This is a genomic window from Shewanella sp. (assembly GCF_048265805.1).
Taxonomy (GTDB): Bacteria; Pseudomonadota; Gammaproteobacteria; order Enterobacterales; family Shewanellaceae; genus Shewanella.
Window position 1 is genome coordinate 230,801 of the sequence record NZ_JBLXAT010000003.1, and the last position, 17,955, is coordinate 248,755.

Consider the following 17,955-nt stretch of genomic DNA (forward strand, 5'->3'; position numbering starts at 1 on the left):
AAATCGTGTGCCTTTTAAGCAAACACGCATTTTTCTAGGGTAGAAACTAAGGTTTCTATGCCTAATTGATCAATTTCAGTGAATCTTGCAAACACTGGACTGTCGATATCCAACACGGCGACTACTTGTCCGTTATGGCGTACAGGCACCACAATTTCAGAGTTACTCGCTGAATCGCAAGCGATATGGCCGTCAAACTCATGCACATTATCAACCCGTTGGGTTTGATTCAATGCCACGGCGGTACCACACACGCCCTTCCCTACAGGAATGCGTACGCAAGCCACTTTACCCTGAAACGGGCCCAGTACTAATTCGTCACCTTTCAGCAGATAAAATCCTGCCCAGTTAAGCTCAGTTAACTGTTCATTGATCAGTGCAGAAAAGTTAGCCATGGCGGCAATCAGGTCATCTTCGCCGCTAAATAACGCTTCAACCTGACGGTTGAGAGAATGGTAAAACTCAGAGGTCATTAACTACTCGCTTTGTTGAGCTTCAGATTTTTTACTCCGCTTTGCAGGGGCTGCCTTTATCGGCGCGCCACCTTTTAGCAGATTCGCCAGCGTATCTTTATTGGACGCTAAGTAAAAAGCAAGTTTTTCCAAGCTGCCTTCTTGCAGCTCTAACTCACCTTGTTGCAGAAAAGGAATCAGATTGTCAGCGACATCGAGCATGCGATCATACGCATCGGCCTCTTTTTTGGAAGCAAACGTCATTTTTTCTACCCCATCTCTGACAACCACAAATTTTGTAATAACAGCCATGACTGCCCCTTGAACTGGATTTTTATACAGTGGTTAGCATCGCATATTCACTAGCCTACGTGCAACCTTCTTTCTGTTTCTGTTTCTGTTATGATTATTGTTCCTGTTGGTCGGCTCGCGATATCATTGAAAGCCAACGCCATTTTGTATGCCTGTTGGAGTCGTTCCTCTATGTTAATGACGCCGGTCAAGCCGGGTAAGCATTGCAACCTCATTGTGTGCAGTGGGTGTGATTTAGTCGTTAGTAAGCGTGCTCTGCCATCTGGTGTCAGAGCAGTATGTCCACAATGTCATACACCGCTATACGAAAAACCCTATTGCGCGCTCAATGGGGTGTTGGCGCTATGTATTACTGCCATCTTGTTATATATCCCCGCCATGATCTATCCCGTGTTGGAGTTACATTTCCTCGGCAGTATTCGCACCAGTACGGTGTTTGAAGGAGCGATGGCGGTGTGGCATCAAGGTTATTGGGTGGTCGGGCTAGGCGTGTTACTCGGCGCCGTATTAGCGCCTGCAGTGTTGCTGTGCTCGATATTGGCGCAAGTATTGATAGTGCAAACCGGCGGGTACAAAACCAAGTTTGGTCGCGACACATTAAATGGATTATTACGTTATCACGGACTCATTAATCAATTGTCTATGCTTGAGATCTATGTGATCAGCTTTTTGGTAACGTCATTTCAGCTGTCCGATTTTGCTGATGTCTATTTTGGTTTGGGTACATTGTGCTTCACCTTATTGTTTGTGGTGACTTTGTTTTTACAGCGAGAATACAATCTCGAACACATGTGGGGATATGTAGGTGAATCCAGAGACGAAAGCTAGAGGGATCCAGCTAGGCATCTATCGCTGCCACGTTTGTGGACTGCTTAATGACCAACATGAGCAGTATTGTGAACGTTGTCATGCCAAAATAACGCCGCGAGACTATCGCAGCTTGCAAAGCAGTTGGGCATTGCTGATCACTGCGGCGATTTTATTGGTGCCAGCCAACATTTACCCAATTACCACCTTGGTAAAAAGTGGCGTCGTCACGCACGAAACTATTTTCTCCGGCATTTTGCGGCTAGTGCATGCTGATTTGCTGCCCATTGCAGTGATTGTATTTACCGCCAGTATTTTAGTGCCGTGGTTGAAGATTCTTGGCCTAGGGTTTTATTTATCAGCCATTACCTTCAAAATGCCTATCTCTAAGCAGAAACTCACCACTGGGTTTCATATTATTGAATGGATTGGCCGCTGGTCGATGCTCGATCTATTCGTCATTTCGTTATCGGTAGCATTAGTGAATATGGGGCAACTGCTGGATGCCCAACCCGCCCCTGCTGCTACCGCGTTTGCATTAGTTATTTTATTTACTCAGTTAGCCGCCAAAACGTTGGACACGCGGTTACTTTGGGATCAACTGGATAAAAATGATGACAACTCCTGAACAACCAAAAGTTGTGCGCAAAAAGCTGTTCTCTCCTGTGTGGTTATTGCCCATCGTTGCATTAGCGCTGGGTGCGTGGTTGGGGATAAAAAGTATCCGCGAATCAGGTATTGATGTCCGGGTACATTTTCCCAGCGCCACGGGGATCGATGTCAGTAAAACCTTAGTACGCTATAAAGGTCTCAATGTTGGTAAAGTGGTTGATATCTCCATTGACGACCAACTGAAAGGCGTAAACGTCGATCTAGTGCTAGATTACCGCGCTGGCAACCTGCTGAAGCAAAGCACCAAGTTTTGGTTAGTTACCCCAAAAGCGACCATTACAGGAGTTGAAGGGTTAGACGCCCTGTTCTCTGGTAACTACATTGGTATGCTGCCCGGCGAAGGTGATTATCGCGACCATTTTGAGGCCGAACGCGAACCACCGGCTATTGTGCCCGCTGAAGATGGCTTAGTGGTCGAACTCAGAGCTGACAAACTCGGCTCACTTGATGTCGGCTCCCCTATTTTTTATCGCCAAATACCTGTAGGTAACATCGTCAGTTATCACCTTGACGAAAATCATCACATCCAACTCAAAGGCTTCGTGCAGCATCAGTATGCGCATTTAGTTAAACAAGAGTCGCGCTTCTGGAACGTTTCAGGCGTGCGGGTTGATGCATCACTCGCAGGGATTAAAGTTGATACTGAAAGCATTGCCTCCATTTTAGCGGGCGGAGTCAGTTTTAGTTCGCCCGATGCCTCTAAAGAAGCGGAATCCGAGCAGTTGTATCAGCTGTACAACAATGAGAAAGAAGCGCATGGCGGTAACAGCTTTTTGTTAACCGCAGAATCGGCGGATGGCATTAAAGTGGGTACCGATGTCATCTTCCGTGATCTCCCCGTTGGCGAAGTGGAAGAGATTAAGCTGACCAACGACGGAGTGGCAATTCATGTGCGCATGGACACGCCCTATTCCGACCTTATCGGTTGCAGCGCAGAGTTTTGGAGCGAGGGAGCTCAATTATCCCTCAGCAAAATTAGCCATCCTGAACGCTTGATCAGCGGTAAAGTGATCCGCTTTAGCCCCGGCAGCGGCGCCGTCAAAACTGAATATCCCTTATTAAGCGAACAACCTGAGTTAGACGGTAATCCGCTTAAACTCATGTTACATGCCGACAATAACCCAGGTGCAGCGGAAGGTGCCGAGATCCGCTATCGCAATGTCACTATTGGCCGAGTCACGTCAGTCAATCTGGCTAAGGATTTTAGTCAAGTTAATGTAGCGGTAACAATTGACGCCCCATTTAAAAGCCTTGTTACCCAAGGCAGCGACTTTATTGTACAACCGCCAGTTGAAGTCAGCGCTTCATTGGATGGGATTGAAGTCAAAGGTACTGACGTAGGCAACCTCACTAAAGGTCGTATCGACTTACGCCCAGGCAATGGCGCGCTATTAAGTGCCGATGCCTCATTACCTATCTACGCTTCAGCCGAGCAAGCACAACTCGCTTATCAACACGCACAACAGCTGACATGGCAGTTGTACAGCAGCAATGTCGCGGTGAATCCTGGTAGCGATGTGTATTACAAGAAGATGAAGATAGGCCAAGTCGCCAGCGTTAACTGGCAATCGGAGCAAGATAAATTTGCCATCGAACTTGCCATTGAGCATACCTATCAATCCCTGCTCAATGAGCGCACTATTTTCTGGCCAACGGAAGCGGTAACCATCGATGGCGGCCTTGGGGGCGTAAACATTGAAGTGGCACCATTATCCGGCATCCTCAAAGGCGGTATTTCCTTAGGTTTGCTGGATGAAGCCGCAAGTGATACGCACCTGTTGTACGCCTCTAAAAATCTTGCCGAACGCCAATCAGTGCCCGTCACCCTGCTGTTACCGGTGAACTCCTCCATGAAGTCAGGTGCCGAGATCCGCTATCTGGGTAACACTGTCGGGACGGTCGACCAAGTGCAGTTAGCCAACAATCTGCAAAGTCTGCGTGCCACTGCCTATATCGATGGCCGTTTTGCCGACCAGTTATTGCGTAGCGATAGCCAATTCCGCATCGAAGATGCCGAACTCTCCTTACGCGGTGTAAAAAACGCCAGCGCGGTGCTAACAGGGCCATTTATCAGCGTAATGCCGGGACAACAAGCTACACAAGCTGACAATTTCGTAGTACAAGCGGCTGATAATGCCATTGATAACGGCAACCCACTGCGGCTCAACTTAGTGCGTGCAGAACTCGGTTCTATCAAACAAGGCACTGGCATTTTTTATCGCGGTATCTTGATTGGTAAAGTGACCCAATATCAATTGGCGGACAGCGGCGACCACGTGGTGATAAACGCCATAGTGGCCGAACGCTATCGCCATCTAATCAATGGCAGCAGCCGCTTCTTTGATTTGTCTGGCTTTAAAGTCGATGCCGGCATTTTCTCTGGCGTACAAATTGACGCTGGTTCGGTAGAAACCATTCTCGCAGGGGGTATTGGTGTGGCAACTGAGCGCCCTACTGCTGATGCTGACAACCTTCCGGCACAGTTTGAGCTTGCAGACAAGCCAGAACAAAAATGGCTTAGCTGGTCACCCCAATTGTGATGATTCATTGCTGAATCTTGCATAATTGAACGGATAAGCAAAAGGCGGACTCAATAAAAGTCCGCCTTTCTAGCAAAGCATTGGACATTTCCGAGACGCAGAGCGGCTAGCTAATAAAATTCCTGCTGACTGCACTTGTTAGCAATCTACCGCTCAACTATAGATAAAAAGTACTCTATTGGCATTTCACGATTATCTACTGATTTAGAAGACAACTTGTAATGCGTTTGTTTTTGTAAAGAACTAAAATCAACAACACTATCAATGCGATCTTGTATCGATACAGAAAAGTCTTCACGTACTCTTGCTTGTATAAATGCAGCCATAACATCAAAAATATATGACTCGGAAACAAAAGTAGCATATCTATCATCAATGCTACGTTGCATGATGAAACTCTCTGAAAGATTAGACTCTAAATGTTCTTTAATTCCGTTTAGAACTTTATTTACATCTTCGTACACAAAAACTCCTTATTCCCAATTGATTGCTAACGATCATAACGCAACGGCGCGGGTTTCCGTGTCCGTTGCCGTGGCGTTTTGTGAGAAGCAGATTACGTAGGAGTTGCATGATGATGGGCTATTTGACTTCCTTGTATCTGAACTCTACGTACTCCGCCAACATTGAAAATGTTTGTTCCTCACTTGAAGCTGGTTGGCAGTGGCTTCGTGCCAGCTCGCGCCATCGTTTTCCTAGCCACTTTGTAGCATTACTAAAATTTGGTCAACTAGATCACCATACGTTTTCAAGAGAGTTCGGAGCCTAGCAAGCATTGGGGCAGAATTAAGTTGAGGCATTACCCATTTTCCCTTAAACACTTTCACCCATAAAACCAATACGCCACAAAAATGGCCGCGATAATCCCAGTCAAGTCGGCGATCAGGCCACAGCCGATGGCATGACGGCCGTTTCTAATTCCCACGGCGCCGAAATACACTGCGAATACATAAAAGGTGGTTTCGGTGCTGCCTTGAAAAATGGCCGCTAAGCGCCCAGCGAACGAATCTACGCCGAAGTGATCCATCGTCTCTAGCGCCATTGCCCGCGCGCCTGAACCACTTAGCGGCTGCATTAATCCCGTTGGTAGTGCATCAACAAAGCGGTTATCTAGTCCGACAAAATTAACGCACCAGCGAATGCCGTCTAACAGTAAATCTAATGCGCCGGAGCCGCGTAATAACGCAATAGCAAGCAACATGGCTAACAAGTAGGGGATCAGTTTCACCGATTGGCTAAACCCCTCTTTTGCGCCTTCAACAAACTCGTCATACACTGGCACTTTGCGCACGACGGCAGTCAACACCAAGAGAAACACCAAACCCAGCAATACCAGATTGCCAACCAAGGTTGATACCGCGCCGATAGCCTCTGCCGTCAGCGTGGTTAAATAGGCAATCATCGCGCCGAACAGGGTTAAGCACACGCCAGCATAGGCGGCGAACGTGAAGTTAAGTAGCGGCAAACGTTGCATAATCGCAACGGAGATTAAGCCAGCTAATGTAGACGCTGACGTTGCTAGCAAAATAGGGAGAAACACATCCGCAGGTGCTGCCGCACCCTGCTGTGCGCGGTACAAAAAGATGGTCACCGGCACTAAAGTCACTGACGATGTGTTTAACACTAAAAACATGATCTGCGCATTGCTGGCAGTGTCTTTATGTGGATTGTGGCGCTGTAGATCCTCCATCGCTTTTAGCCCCAGCGGCGTGGCGGCGTTATCAAGGCCAAACATATTGGCGGTGAGGTTCATCGTGACACTACCAAACGCCCTATCCCCCTTAGGTAATTCCGGCATCAGTTTGCCAAGCAACGGCTCAAAAATGCGCGATATCAGCCCAATCATGCCGGACTGCTCACCAAGGCGCATCAAGCCCATCCACAAACTCAATACGCCAACTAAACCTAATGCAATGGTTGCTGCCAATTCGGCGCTATCAAACACCGCTTTTATAGCCACGCCCGCCACTTGGGTATCGCCATGCAGTAAACGCCACATGATGGCGGCTAAGGCGATAACAAAAAAGTAAGTCCAAATTTTATTCAGCAAAATCGCTCTCCAGCTTTTTGATTCGGCAGGTGTTATAATCCGCGCACTTTATAACGCTGTTTATCGGTTATGGTTCAATTAAATCAAGATTTTATCAATAGCATCGCCCAAGATTTGCCTGACGGGCTGTCGATGGATGAATTTATCGCCTATTGTGACAAACCACTGCGCCCTTCGCTGCGCGTTAACACACTAAAAATCACCTCGGCAGCGCTATGTGAACAGTTACAGGCCAAAGGTTGGCAGTTAAGCGCTATTCCGTGGTGTGAGGATGGCTTCTGGTTTACTGCGCCCGATAATGTGCAACCCGGTAATACGGTTGAACACCTACAAGGGCTATTTTATATTCAAGAAGCCAGCTCTATGCTGCCCCCCATCGCCTTGTTCGCTGAGCTTGAACACAACGATTACGTATTGGATATGGCATCGGCACCTGGCTCTAAAACCACCCAAATGGCCGCGTTAATGCACAACCAAGGTGTACTGGTTGCCAATGAGTATTCCGCGAGCCGCACTAAGATTTTACACGCCAATATCGCGCGCATGGGTGTTAGCAACACTGCCATGACCCACTTTGATGCGCGGGTATTTGGCGAATATCTGTACGAAACCTTTGATGCAATTTTGCTTGATGCTCCCTGTAGCGGCGAAGGCACCATTCGCAAAGATCCGTTAGCCCTGAAAAATTGGCGCCAAAGCGATATTGATGAGATTGCCGCGACACAGTGTGATTTGATTATTTCAGCGTTTCAAGCACTAAAACCCGGTGGCACCTTAGTGTATTCCACCTGTACGCTGAATAAATTAGAAAACCACCAAGTGTGTCATTTCCTCAAACAAACCTACCCGGATGCCGTACAGTTTGTCTCGTTGGCCTCACTGTTTGACGGTGCAGACAAGGCTTGCGGTGATGAAGGCTTTTTACACATCTGGCCGCAGATCTACGACAGCGAAGGTTTCTTTGTGGCGAAGTTGCGTAAAACCGCATCGGTAGAACGGCGGTTACCTACGCCGAAGGCGCAACGTAAGTTTCCATTTAGCCAAGTAAACAACAAAACCTTTGCCGAGGTGCAGCGCTACGTTAGCGAGCGACTGAATACTCAACTTGATATTGCTGATGTGTGGCAACGCGATGATGAACTGTGGCTGTTTCCGCAAGGCATTGCCCCTTTGCTAGCACTAGTCCGCTTTCAGCGCATCGGTATCAAATTGGCAGAGTTGAGTAAGCATGGCATAAAGCTCCAGCAAGAAGCGTTATCTGCGCTCGGTGGCTCAGCTGAGGCAATTGAGCTTGATGAAGCCCAAGCCATTGAGTTTTTAATGGGGCGCGATATTGGCCTAACAGCCAACGAAGCGGCAAAAGGCGAATGTTTGGTCAGCTATCAACACGTACCGTTAGGTATGGTGAAGCACTTGGGAAACCGGTTGAAGAACCAACTGCCAAGGCATCAAGTGCGCGATAAGCTATCAAGCAGCCAGGGATAACCCGCTTAATTTGAGAGACTTAGCATAAAATATAACCAGTGGTTATATTTTATGCTTTTATCATCTAGACATTTTCGCTAGTTATGAGTCGAAATGTTAAATATCGACTAAGATTTAATCAGAGATAGCAATCCTGTCACATCTCAACTTAAGCGCACGGCTCTTTATGAGCCATTCCCCTGGGCCCAGAACATTGGAAATAGTTTTGGGCCTTTTTTTATGCAAAATTTATCAAATCAGCGTAATTTGGCGGCGGGCTTAAAGCAGTTAAAGAAGTTCTCTGTGGTGTAACTGGCGAGTTCTTCCAGCGATTCACCACGCAGATCGGCAACAAACTGTGCCACATCTTTGACAAACGCTGGTTGGTTCTCTTTACCACGATGTGGCACTGGCGCCAAAAATGGCGAATCTGTTTCCACTAACAACCGCTCTTTTGGCAGCTGCTTGACCACTTCACGCAAGGCATCGGCATTACGGAAAGTCACAATGCCTGAAATCGAGATATAAAAGCCCATTTCGATGGCGGCTTGTGCCATCTCTAAACTTTCAGTAAAGCAATGCAACACGCCACCGCATTTTTCAGCATGGCCGTTGCGCAAAATATCTAAGGTGTCTTGGCGTGCGTCGCGGGTATGGATGATCAACGGTTTGTTGATATCAACCGCCACTTCCACTTGGGTTTCAAAGCACTGCTGTTGCTCACGCTGGTTGTCTGGACTGTAAAAATAATCTAAGCCCGTTTCACCAATTGCCACCACACGCTCATCCGCGGCAAAACGACGCAAATCAGCCGCCGATACGCCATTTTCCACGTCCAGCGGGTGCACACCTGCCGACAGAAAAACATTATTGTATGGCTGCATTCGTTGCTGCATCGCTTCAAATTCTTGCAGGCGAACGTTAACACACAAAAAGTGGGAAATGCCGAGCGCTTGGGCATCGGTTAACACAGCATTTAATGAAGCTTCATCTGGTGCCGCTTTCAAACGGTCTAGATGGCAATGGGAATCTACTAACACAACAACTTCCGAGGAATCACTTGAGGGCGCACAGGATAACTGCGCTACATAGTGCAGGTCAAATCACCGCTGGCAAGTTCGCGGGACAGCAGGTTTTCAATGCGCTGCTTATGTTCAGGCGCGTCACTGAGGATCTTCACACCAATGCCCGCAGGACGACCACCTGAAGCACCTAATGGATTAATCCACACGACTACGCCGTGGAAATCGTTCATCTGGGTTGCGCCCGGTAAACGATAACCAATGTTCAACTCTTGCCCGAGAAAATGCGGCTCAGTAGTAGCCACAAATAATCCTGCCGGCGCGATGAACGGCATATAGGCACGATACAACTGGTGCAAAGTGTCAAAGTTAGCGATCAAATCAACCATAAGATAGTGTTAGTTTTTCAGCCTGTTATAGTCTAGGACATAACTCTGCATTAATGCCAAATAATTGACAGTTGGCATCCGTCGCAATTGCTGGCTATCACGCATGATCCGCTCGGCTAACGCCGCTATCGCGTTCATCACGAATGCATCCTTTCCGCCAACGCGCATCTGCTGTAGCAACACGCGATAACTTAAGGATAGCGCATCAAAAATACTATCTTCTTTAATATCTGCCAGTTGTGGATCAACATGACCAGAGATAAAACTGTGTTCGATGTCATCTTTCAGCTTGGCCAGCGCTGCAAAACGGTCGCTTTGGAGGGCGTCCCTTAATGCGAGTGCTCCACCAAGTGTAGGCAAAGCCCATGCCAAAATGTCATCTGAGAGGGTTTGAGGAGCTAACCACTGCTGCACTTGCGCGGTGCTGGGTGAGCTAACAGCAACGCGTTGACAGCGGCTAGTAATGGTAGGTAACAAACTGCTGCTGATATCCGTCTGCAATATCAGCAAGGTATTCTTGCCCGGCTCTTCTAAGGTTTTCAACAAGGCGTTGGCGGCGGCAGTATTCATCCGCTCACTTTGTTCAATCACCGCCACCCGATAACCGCCCTGCTGTGCAGTAGCCGTTAGCGACTGACACAGTTCACGCACTTGCTCAACTTTAATCTGGTTGCCGTCAGCTTTTAGCCAATGGACATCTGGATGATTGCCCGCCTGCAATAACTTACAACTACGGCACATACCGCAAGCATTGCGTTGCTCACATAGTGCCGCGGCAACATACTGCTCCGCCAAGACTACCCCCCCATCGCCTACAGTTAAGGGCAATAACAACGCGTGCGCTAACCGTCCGGCTTGCTGTTGCTGGTAAAACTGTTGTAATGCGGGTTGCAGCCAAGGAAGTGAACTCATGCGGTTAACCTACGCTGTAGTGCACTGAGAATATCGCGCTGGACGGCGTCCATCGGTTGCGAGGCGTCGATCACTTCAATGGTGTCATCGGCATTGGCTAACTCAAGATAGGTGCTGCGAGCGCGATCGAAAAAGTCGATGGCTTGCTGCTCAATGCGGTCTAACGCACCACGGTTGGCTGCGCGCGCTAAGCCGACTTTAGGCGGAATATCCAAATACAGCGTCAGATCCGGTTTAAAACCTTTGAGCGTAACATCACTGATGGCTTGTACCAGCGGCAACATACCACGGCCGCCACCTTGGTAAGCTAGCGACGACAAATTATGGCGATCGCCAAGCACCCATTGACCATCGGCCAAAGCGGGTTTAATCACGTTAGCCACCAATTGCGCACGGGCGGCGTACATCAACAAACATTCGGCTTCGTCACACAGCGGATCATCGTGGTTAACTTCTTTCACTAACGTGCGAATTTTTTCCGCTAATGGCGTACCACCCGGCTCACGCGTGCACACCGGTTCGCGGTGGTTCAGTTGCGCCAGAAATTGCTTAACTGATGCGATAGCGCTAGATTTACCCGCGCCCTCAAGGCCTTCAATAACAATGAATTTTCCGGCGGTTGTCGAATGTTCCATTAACGATTTCTCTGATATTTATCGACCGCTTTATTATGTTCGGCCAGCGTGTTGGAAAAAATATGCGAGCCGTCATTACGCGATACAAAATAAAGGTAGGTCGCATCGGAAGGATGCGCCGCAGCTTGCAAAGATTCAAGCCCAGGTGCGGCAATAGGCGTCGGCGGTAAACCTTTAATACGATAGGTGTTGTACGGGGTTGCTTCACGGAGATCTTTACGGCGAATATTGCCGTCGTAACGCGCGCCCATACCGTAGATCACTGATGGGTCGGTTTGCAGACGCATGCCTTTGCGTAGACGATTAATAAACACCGCCGCAATTAATGGTCGCTCCGACTCCTGCCCCGTTTCCTTTTCAATAATTGATGCCAAGGTGAGCAATTCATACGGGGTTTCCAGCGGCAAATTGCTATCACGCTGTTGCCAAACGCTATCCAGCGCATGCTGCATTTTTAGGTAGCTTTGGTTCAAAATTGAGTCAATGCCGCTAGAGGCGCGATACTGGTAGGTATCTGGGAAAAACTTGCCTTCTGGATGTTCACTGGTATCGCCATGTGCGGCTAAAACGCGGTTAAACGCCTGTTGGTCAACATTAAGATGGGGCAGGGTTTGCAGATAAAGCAACCATTCCTGCACGGTTTTGCCTTCAATCAAGGTCAAGAAAAAGCGCTTTTCATCACCACGGATAATACGCTCCAGCAAACTATTTACCGTGTCGGTTGAGTCAATCTGGTAAAGACCGCTTTGGATCGCCGTCAGCTCTGGATGCAACTTGCCTAACAGCTTCCAACGCCAGTCATACTGAATTAATTGTTGCTCCGCTAATAACTTGCCGAGCGAATGAAATGAGGTGCCATGTTGCAGCGTTAGCTCTCGAGTTTTAGGTACTGGCAAGGGTTGTTGCGCTAACGATCGGGTTTGATGAAACGCCCACATACCAGCAACTGCGGCGATAACCAAAAGACTAAACAACGCAGCGAAGAGTCGTAACATCCATTTTGTCATTAATGAGGTACCAGTAGTTGTTGCAAACGCGCTGTACCTTGCCAACGCGCAAAGGGATGATTATCGACGCGGCATACGTCAACGGTGCCAAACAAACTATTGCATAGCAAAAAGTGTTTAGCTTGCAGTAAATCCGCCATGGTGATGTCTCGCATCTCAATACTGATGCCATCAGCGAGCAACGCCAACAGCAGTTGCTGACGCATGACGCCCGCAATCCCCGCATATGCATGGCTTGGCACCAACGCCTTTAATTGTTGTTGCTGTTCAACCAACAACACCAGATTAGCCATGGACGACTCCACCACATTTTGCGCAGTATCGAGCACCAACCAATCGTCATATCCCTGCGGTAACGCATGTTGCTTGATCAGCACCTGTTCGAGACGATTGCAATGCTTAAAGCCCGCGAGCAGCGGTTGACGAGCGAGTTTTACTGCAGACGTGGCTAGACTAATTCCCTGCGCTTGCCATTGTCGATAATGCGCTGGCAGCGGGCTGACAGATACAACTTCAGTAATTTGCACTGAGGTCGGTGGCGCGTAACCTCTGCCACCGACACCACGAGAGAGTTGTAACTTGAGACAATGCAGCGGGTGTTTAGCCGCGAGGTCATGGACTAGCGCCAACAGGCTGTCACTCGGTTGCCAAGCAAAACCAAGGCGGGCACAGCCATCTTGCAACCGTTGCCAATAACACTCAGCAAAGCGCAGTTGCCCGTGACTATCGACCGCCATGGTAGCAAATACGCCATCACCATAGGCAAACGCACGCTCCATTGGGTCGAGCGTTGCATCCTGCTGGCCGTTAATCCACACCTGCGTCACGCGCTTAGTCCTGACTGATCCGGCTCGCTACCGCGTCTTGCTGATCCTTATACTTGGCGTTTTTACGCGTGTTATAAGGCTTAGCAACAGGGCCAGACAGACGCTCGAAATTAAGTGCGCCGATAGTCATCATTGGCCGTAACGCCAACGGCAATTTACCGCTGTTGTAGAACTCCAGCACAATACGACCTTGCCAACCTGGATCGATACGGTGGGCGGTAACGTGTACCATCAGCCCCAAACGCGCCAGTGATGAACGACCATCCAACCAACCGACGATATCAGCAGGAAGATGCACACTTTCAAAGGTCACTGCCAAGGCTAATTCGCCCGGATGCAGGAAGAACGCATCGCCGTCAGCGATATCGATTTGGTCGCTCATAACGCGATCCAACGCCGCTTGTACTTCGGCTTTGGGGCCGCTCAAATCAATATAAGGTGCGGTGTGATCTTTAAACACGCGAAAGGCATGACCTAGGCGCACATCCACACTTACACCACTGATTGCATCGCTTTCTGGGCGCGGTTCAATAGCGATAGTACCATCGTCCAGCGCGGCGATAATTTCGTTATCAGTCAAACGCATATGGCACTCTCCTCACTTAACCAGCAGATGCTGGATACGTGCTTTAAGGATATCGGTCGCGATACGGTTTTTACCACCGCGAGGCACGATGATGTCAGCGTATTGCTTAGACGGTTCAATAAACTGCAAGTACATAGGACGTACGGTGCTTTGATACTGTGTCAGCACCGAATCCATGGTTCTGCCCCGCTCCTCTACGTCACGTTTTAAACGGCGCAGCAAGCAGATATCTAAAGGCGTATCCATAAATACGCTGGCGTCGAGTAAATCACGCAAACGCGGATCGGTCAGCAACAAAATCCCTTCGAGGATGAACACCTTTTTTGGCGTCATCAACATAAACTCGCCTGTGCGTGTATGTTGCGTGTAGCTGTAGCAAGGGATTTCGACTGGCTTTCCCTCTTTTAGGGCGGACAAATGTGTACCGAGCAACTCATGGTCTAACGCTTTGGGATGATCATAGTTAGTTAGGACCCGTTGCTCCATTGCCAAGTGGCTTTGGTCACGGTAATAACTATCTTCGCTGATCACACCAATTTGGTCTGTTCCCAAATCACGGCACAGCTCTTCATAAATAGTGCGGGCAATTAAACTTTTGCCGGAGGCTGAGGCGCCGGCAATACCAATCACCACACAAGCGGGCGTACTCATCAAGGCTTACTCATCATCCGAAATAGCAATAGACACAGTTTGGCTCACTGTTTGCGCAGCCAAACTCGCGGCAACTTTACGCGCTAAATCGCGGTAAATGGCGGCAACTTCACTGTCCGGCGCAGAGGCCACGGTTGGTGTACCGTTATCCATATTTTCGCGAATTTGAATGTTCAGCGGTAAAGCGCCCAATAGCGGTACACCGTATTGTTCGGCAATACGTTGACCACCGTGACTACCGAATGGATGGTCTTTATGACCACATTCAGGACACAGGTAGAAGCTCATGTTCTCAACAACACCCAAGACTGGAATGTTCACTTTTTGGAACATGGTTACGCCTTTTTGCGCGTCAGCCAGTGCCACGTCTTGCGGTGTGGTGACAATCACGGCACCGCTCACTGGCACTTTTTGTGACAGTGTGAGTTGGATATCGCCGGTGCCTGGTGGCAGATCAACTACCAAATAATCTAGGTCTTGCCACAGGGTTTCATTAACCAACTGCACTAACGTACCCGCCGCCATTGGGCCGCGCCATACCGCGGCTTGATCTTCACCAAGGATAAAACCGATACTTTGTGCGCTGATGCCGTGCGCATTAGCGCAGGTCATGTGTTTGCCATCAGGAGATACAGGGCGGAAGCCTTCAACACCTAACATCATAGGAATAGATGGACCGTAGATGTCTGCGTCGAGAATACCAACGTTAGCGCCTTCAGCCGCCAATGCCAACGCCAAGTTTACGGAGGTAGTGGATTTACCAACGCCGCCTTTACCTGAGGCAACAGCAATCACTTGTTTCACATTAGGGATTGGCGGGATATTACCCAGCGCGGAATAACTTTTGATCTGCAGGTCGATTTCGGCTTCAACTTCATCAATCTCACTGCAAGCCGCCACTAAGGCGTTGGTGATAGCCATAACCGTGTCACGGTACTGCGACTGGCATGGATAGGGATAAACTAATCCCAGTTGTAGACGCTTGCCTTCCAAGGCCAGCTTGTTCACCATTTTTGCATCAACCAAACCTTGTTTCAGGTATGGATCTTGATAATCGTTTAATACTGCTAACACTTTTGCCAGCAGAGCATCGTTGAGACGAAAATCCTGAGTTTCAGAAGACAAAACACAATCCCCGCAAATAAATTTGGCCAAGTGTACCAGATATTAGCAGCGAATTTGGAATAGATTTAACGCACTTATCGCACGGATTGGTGAAAATAAGTGATGGATCGGTTAGTATCTGTGCCACTATTTTGGGCCTTTAGTTAGATCGTATAAAAGATGTCAGATTCTCAACGTAAAATTCTTGTGACCAGCGCCCTTCCTTATGCCAATGGACCTATCCATTTGGGGCACATGCTGGAGTATATTCAAACCGACATTTGGCAGCGTTTTCAAAAGTTACGCGGCAACGAATGTCACTACATTTGCGCAGATGATGCCCACGGCACACCTATCATGCTTAAGGCCCAGCAGATGGGGATCTCGCCAGAAGAGATGATTGCTCAAGTCAACACTGAGCATCAGGCAGATTTTGCTGGCTTTAACATCAGTTTTGATAACTATCACAGCACCCACAGCGATGAAAACCGCGAACTGGCGCAAGGTATCTACCTGAAACTGCGTGACAACGGTTACATCAAAACCAAAACCATTTCACAGCTGTTTGATCCGGAAAAGCAGATGTTCCTGCCAGACCGCTTCGTTAAAGGCACCTGCCCTAACTGTAAGTCTGAGGATCAATACGGCGACAACTGTGATGCGTGTGGCGCAACTTACAGCCCAACTGAATTGATTAACCCTCGTTCAGCGGTGAGCGGTGCAACACCAGTATTGCGCGAGTCAGAGCACTACTTCTTCGACCTACCAGCGTTTGAAGACATGCTCAAAGAGTGGACCCACTCAGGTTCACTGCAACCCGAAATTGCTAACAAGCTGAATGAATGGTTTGAGCAAGGTTTGCAGATGTGGGACATCAGCCGTGACGCGCCATATTTCGGTTTTGAAATCCCGGGCGCTGAAGGTAAATACTTCTACGTATGGTTGGATGCACCTATTGGTTACATGGGTTCGTTCAAAAACCTGTGCGACAAACGTGGTGATTTGAATTTTGATGAATTCTGGAATGCCGATTCTAACGCTGAGGTGTATCACTTCATCGGTAAAGATATCGTTTACTTCCATAGCTTATTCTGGCCAGCCATGTTGAAAGGAGCGGGTTACCGCCAACCGACCAACGTTTATGCTCACGGCTACGTGACAGTGAACGGCGCTAAGATGTCAAAATCAAAAGGCACCTTTATTAAAGCGCGCACCTATCTGGATCACTTGGACCCAGAATATCTGCGCTACTACTATGCCGCTAAGTTGTCTGGCCGTATTGACGACCTTGACCTGAACTTAGAAGACTTCACCCAACGGGTAAACTCTGATTTGGTAGGTAAGCTGGTGAACTTGGCCAGCCGTACTGCAGGTTTTATCACTAAACGCTTTGACGGCAAATTGGCTGTTGTCGCCGACAACAGCTTGGCTGAGTCATTCCTTGCCAAACAAGCGCAAATTGCAGCGTTTTATGAAGCGCGCGAATACGGTAAAGCGATTCGTGAAATCATGGCGCTGGCCGACATTGCTAACGCCTATGTTGCTGACGAAGCACCATGGCAGTTAGTTAAAGCGGAAGAAACGCTGGAACGCGCCCATCAAGTTTGTTCAGTCGCGCTGAATCTGTTCCGTATTCTGGTGACTTATCTGAAACCCGTATTGCCACGTCTGTCTAGCGACGTTGAAGCATTCATGGATCTTGAGCTAACTTGGTCAGGTCTGAATGATTCAATCGACGGTCACGCCATCAACGCATTCAAGCCGATGATGCAACGTGTTGAGTTGGACAAAGTGAGCGCTATGGTTGATGCATCCAAAGAAAGCCTGCAAGCCACTGCTGAACCAGCAAAAGCGGTAGGCCCATTAGCAGAAGACCCAATCAGCGAAACTATTGCGTTTGAAGACTTTGCTAAAATCGATTTGCGTATCGCATTGATTAAGAAAGCTGAAGCGGTACCAGAAGCGAACAAGTTGCTGAAACTGCAATTGGATTTGGGCGGCGAAACTCGCCAAGTATTTGCTGGGATTAAATCAGCATACAACCCTGAAGATCTGGAAGGCAAACTGACAGTGATGGTAGCCAACCTTGCCCCACGTAAGATGCGTTTTGGCTTATCAGAAGGCATGGTGCTGGCCGCTGGCCCTGGTGGCAAAGACCTGTGGATCATGGAGCCACACGAAGGTGCCCAACCAGGTATGCGCGTGAAGTAATTCGCTTTGCATTGAACGTAAAAAAGGCCGCGATTGCGGCCTTTTTTGTGTATTAAAATTAAACAAATTTTTCATATTTTGCGAATTTTTCGGTCTTAATAGCATTGATCTGATCCAGTAATAGTGGACACTTTGCTAAGCACTATTTTTTAATTCAAAGTTTTCTGGGCTCAAATAACCAAGAGCACTATGCCGTCTGGTCCGATTGTAATCAACCTCAATGTACTCAAATACCGCTTGTCTCATTTGCTCTCGTGTCATGAGTGGCTCATCTTGCAGCGCTTCAACCTTTAATGTGTGGAAGAAGCTTTCCA

The 17,955-nt window shown here is 48.4% G+C and carries 19 protein-coding genes; 5 read left to right on the plus strand and 14 right to left on the minus strand.

What is annotated here, in order from left to right:
- Nucleotides 1–14 precede the first annotated feature (14 nt).
- Both ACN0TT_RS03430 and ACN0TT_RS03435 read right to left on the minus strand, forming a co-directional pair.
- Nucleotides 15–473, minus strand: a complete 459-nt coding sequence (locus tag ACN0TT_RS03430) for a GAF domain-containing protein (RefSeq protein ID WP_417760741.1) — start codon at nt 471–473, stop codon at nt 15–17.
- 3 nt (nt 474–476) lie between these two features.
- Nucleotides 477–764: a YebG family protein gene (locus tag ACN0TT_RS03435; RefSeq protein WP_417760742.1), complete on the minus strand. Its 288-nt coding sequence runs from the start codon at nt 762–764 to the stop codon at nt 477–479.
- Between the two features lie 171 nt (nt 765–935).
- Between ACN0TT_RS03435 and ACN0TT_RS03440 the strand changes: the two genes are divergently transcribed.
- Genes ACN0TT_RS03440 through ACN0TT_RS03450 form a run of 3 tightly spaced genes read left to right on the plus strand, consistent with a single transcriptional unit; the run spans nt 936 to nt 4,783 of the window.
- The gene (locus ACN0TT_RS03440) at nt 936–1,592 is read left to right on the plus strand and encodes a paraquat-inducible protein A (RefSeq protein WP_417760743.1); all 657 of its coding nucleotides are present in this window, start codon (nt 936–938) and stop codon (nt 1,590–1,592) included.
- Nucleotides 1,570–2,199: a paraquat-inducible protein A gene (locus ACN0TT_RS03445; RefSeq protein WP_417760744.1), complete on the plus strand. Its 630-nt coding sequence runs from the start codon at nt 1,570–1,572 to the stop codon at nt 2,197–2,199. Before ACN0TT_RS03440 ends, ACN0TT_RS03445 begins: the two co-directional genes overlap by 23 nt.
- Complete coding sequence (locus tag ACN0TT_RS03450) at nt 2,186–4,783, plus strand: MlaD family protein (RefSeq protein ID WP_417760762.1); 2,598 nt, start codon at nt 2,186–2,188, stop codon at nt 4,781–4,783. Before ACN0TT_RS03445 ends, ACN0TT_RS03450 begins: the two co-directional genes overlap by 14 nt.
- A gap of 146 nt (nt 4,784–4,929) precedes the next feature.
- Here the strand turns inward: ACN0TT_RS03450 and ACN0TT_RS03455 are convergent, their stop codons facing one another.
- On the minus strand, nt 4,930–5,247 hold the full coding sequence (locus tag ACN0TT_RS03455; RefSeq protein ID WP_417760745.1) for a hypothetical protein: 318 nt from the start codon (nt 5,245–5,247) through the stop codon (nt 4,930–4,932).
- 359 nt (nt 5,248–5,606) lie between these two features.
- Entirely contained in the window at nt 5,607–6,833 is a 1,227-nt protein-coding gene (locus ACN0TT_RS03460) for a nucleoside recognition domain-containing protein (RefSeq protein ID WP_417760746.1), read from the minus strand.
- Nucleotides 6,834–6,902: 69 nt separating this feature from the next.
- Here ACN0TT_RS03460 and rsmF point away from each other — a divergent pair, with 69 nt between their 5' ends.
- Complete coding sequence (gene rsmF / locus ACN0TT_RS03465; protein ID WP_417760747.1) at nt 6,903–8,318, plus strand: 16S rRNA (cytosine(1407)-C(5))-methyltransferase RsmF; 1,416 nt, start codon at nt 6,903–6,905, stop codon at nt 8,316–8,318.
- Between the two features lie 236 nt (nt 8,319–8,554).
- Here rsmF and ACN0TT_RS03470 read toward each other — a convergent pair whose 3' ends face one another.
- From ACN0TT_RS03470 to apbC, 9 genes are read right to left on the minus strand one after another with little or no spacing between them, the layout of a single operon-like run.
- On the minus strand, nt 8,555–9,337 hold the full coding sequence (locus tag ACN0TT_RS03470) for a TatD family hydrolase (protein WP_417760748.1): 783 nt from the start codon (nt 9,335–9,337) through the stop codon (nt 8,555–8,557).
- Between the two features lie 44 nt (nt 9,338–9,381).
- Nucleotides 9,382–9,708 carry a PilZ domain-containing protein gene (locus ACN0TT_RS03475; RefSeq protein ID WP_417760749.1) on the minus strand — a complete coding sequence of 109 codons (327 nt, stop codon included), beginning with the start codon at nt 9,706–9,708 and terminating at the stop codon, nt 9,382–9,384.
- A gap of 9 nt (nt 9,709–9,717) precedes the next feature.
- On the minus strand, nt 9,718–10,620 hold the full coding sequence (gene holB / locus ACN0TT_RS03480; RefSeq protein WP_417760750.1) for a DNA polymerase III subunit delta': 903 nt from the start codon (nt 10,618–10,620) through the stop codon (nt 9,718–9,720).
- Entirely contained in the window at nt 10,617–11,255 is a 639-nt protein-coding gene (gene tmk / locus ACN0TT_RS03485) for a dTMP kinase (protein WP_417760751.1), read from the minus strand. The genes holB and tmk overlap by 4 nt, the downstream gene beginning before the upstream one ends.
- Nucleotides 11,255–12,262 (minus strand): endolytic transglycosylase MltG, encoded by a 1,008-nt coding sequence (gene mltG, locus ACN0TT_RS03490; protein WP_417760752.1) that lies wholly within the window; start codon nt 12,260–12,262, stop codon nt 11,255–11,257. The genes tmk and mltG overlap by 1 nt, the downstream gene beginning before the upstream one ends.
- Nucleotides 12,262–13,089, minus strand: a complete 828-nt coding sequence (gene pabC / locus ACN0TT_RS03495) for an aminodeoxychorismate lyase (protein ID WP_417760753.1) — start codon at nt 13,087–13,089, stop codon at nt 12,262–12,264. Before pabC ends, mltG begins: the two co-directional genes overlap by 1 nt.
- 4 nt (nt 13,090–13,093) lie before the next feature.
- The gene (gene dcd, locus ACN0TT_RS03500) at nt 13,094–13,675 is read right to left on the minus strand and encodes a dCTP deaminase (protein ID WP_417760754.1); all 582 of its coding nucleotides are present in this window, start codon (nt 13,673–13,675) and stop codon (nt 13,094–13,096) included.
- A 12-nt stretch (nt 13,676–13,687) separates the two neighbouring features.
- Nucleotides 13,688–14,326: a uridine kinase gene (gene udk / locus ACN0TT_RS03505; RefSeq protein WP_417760755.1), complete on the minus strand. Its 639-nt coding sequence runs from the start codon at nt 14,324–14,326 to the stop codon at nt 13,688–13,690.
- 6 nt (nt 14,327–14,332) lie between these two features.
- Nucleotides 14,333–15,451, minus strand: coding sequence for an iron-sulfur cluster carrier protein ApbC (gene apbC, locus ACN0TT_RS03510; RefSeq protein ID WP_417760756.1), 1,119 nt, complete (start codon nt 15,449–15,451; stop codon nt 14,333–14,335).
- 159 nt (nt 15,452–15,610) lie between these two features.
- On the opposite strand from apbC, the gene metG reads away from it, so the two are divergent.
- Complete coding sequence (gene metG, locus ACN0TT_RS03515) at nt 15,611–17,641, plus strand: methionine--tRNA ligase (protein ID WP_417760757.1); 2,031 nt, start codon at nt 15,611–15,613, stop codon at nt 17,639–17,641.
- Nucleotides 17,642–17,776: 135 nt separating this feature from the next.
- Here the strand turns inward: metG and ACN0TT_RS03520 are convergent.
- Nucleotides 17,777–17,955, minus strand: a 179-nt coding sequence (locus ACN0TT_RS03520) for an IS3 family transposase (protein ID WP_417760763.1), incomplete at its 5' end; no start/stop codon positions are given.

Coding starts and splice junctions, on each gene's coding strand:
- dcd (WP_417760754.1), bottom strand. CDS start 13,675: ATGCGTTTGACTGATAACGAAATTATCGCCGCGCTGGACGATGGTACT.
- ACN0TT_RS03440 (WP_417760743.1), top strand. CDS start 936: ATGTTAATGACGCCGGTCAAGCCGGGTAAGCATTGCAACCTCATTGTG.
- rsmF (WP_417760747.1), top strand. CDS start 6,903: ATGGTTCAATTAAATCAAGATTTTATCAATAGCATCGCCCAAGATTTG.
- metG (WP_417760757.1), top strand. CDS start 15,611: ATGTCAGATTCTCAACGTAAAATTCTTGTGACCAGCGCCCTTCCTTAT.
- ACN0TT_RS03475 (WP_417760749.1), bottom strand. CDS start 9,708: ATGGTTGATTTGATCGCTAACTTTGACACTTTGCACCAGTTGTATCGT.
- ACN0TT_RS03435 (WP_417760742.1), bottom strand. CDS start 764: ATGGCTGTTATTACAAAATTTGTGGTTGTCAGAGATGGGGTAGAAAAA.
- ACN0TT_RS03430 (WP_417760741.1), bottom strand. CDS start 473: ATGACCTCTGAGTTTTACCATTCTCTCAACCGTCAGGTTGAAGCGTTA.
- ACN0TT_RS03450 (WP_417760762.1), top strand. CDS start 2,186: ATGACAACTCCTGAACAACCAAAAGTTGTGCGCAAAAAGCTGTTCTCT.
- udk (WP_417760755.1), bottom strand. CDS start 14,326: ATGAGTACGCCCGCTTGTGTGGTGATTGGTATTGCCGGCGCCTCAGCC.
- holB (WP_417760750.1), bottom strand. CDS start 10,620: ATGAGTTCACTTCCTTGGCTGCAACCCGCATTACAACAGTTTTACCAG.
- mltG (WP_417760752.1), bottom strand. CDS start 12,262: ATGACAAAATGGATGTTACGACTCTTCGCTGCGTTGTTTAGTCTTTTG.
- tmk (WP_417760751.1), bottom strand. CDS start 11,255: ATGGAACATTCGACAACCGCCGGAAAATTCATTGTTATTGAAGGCCTT.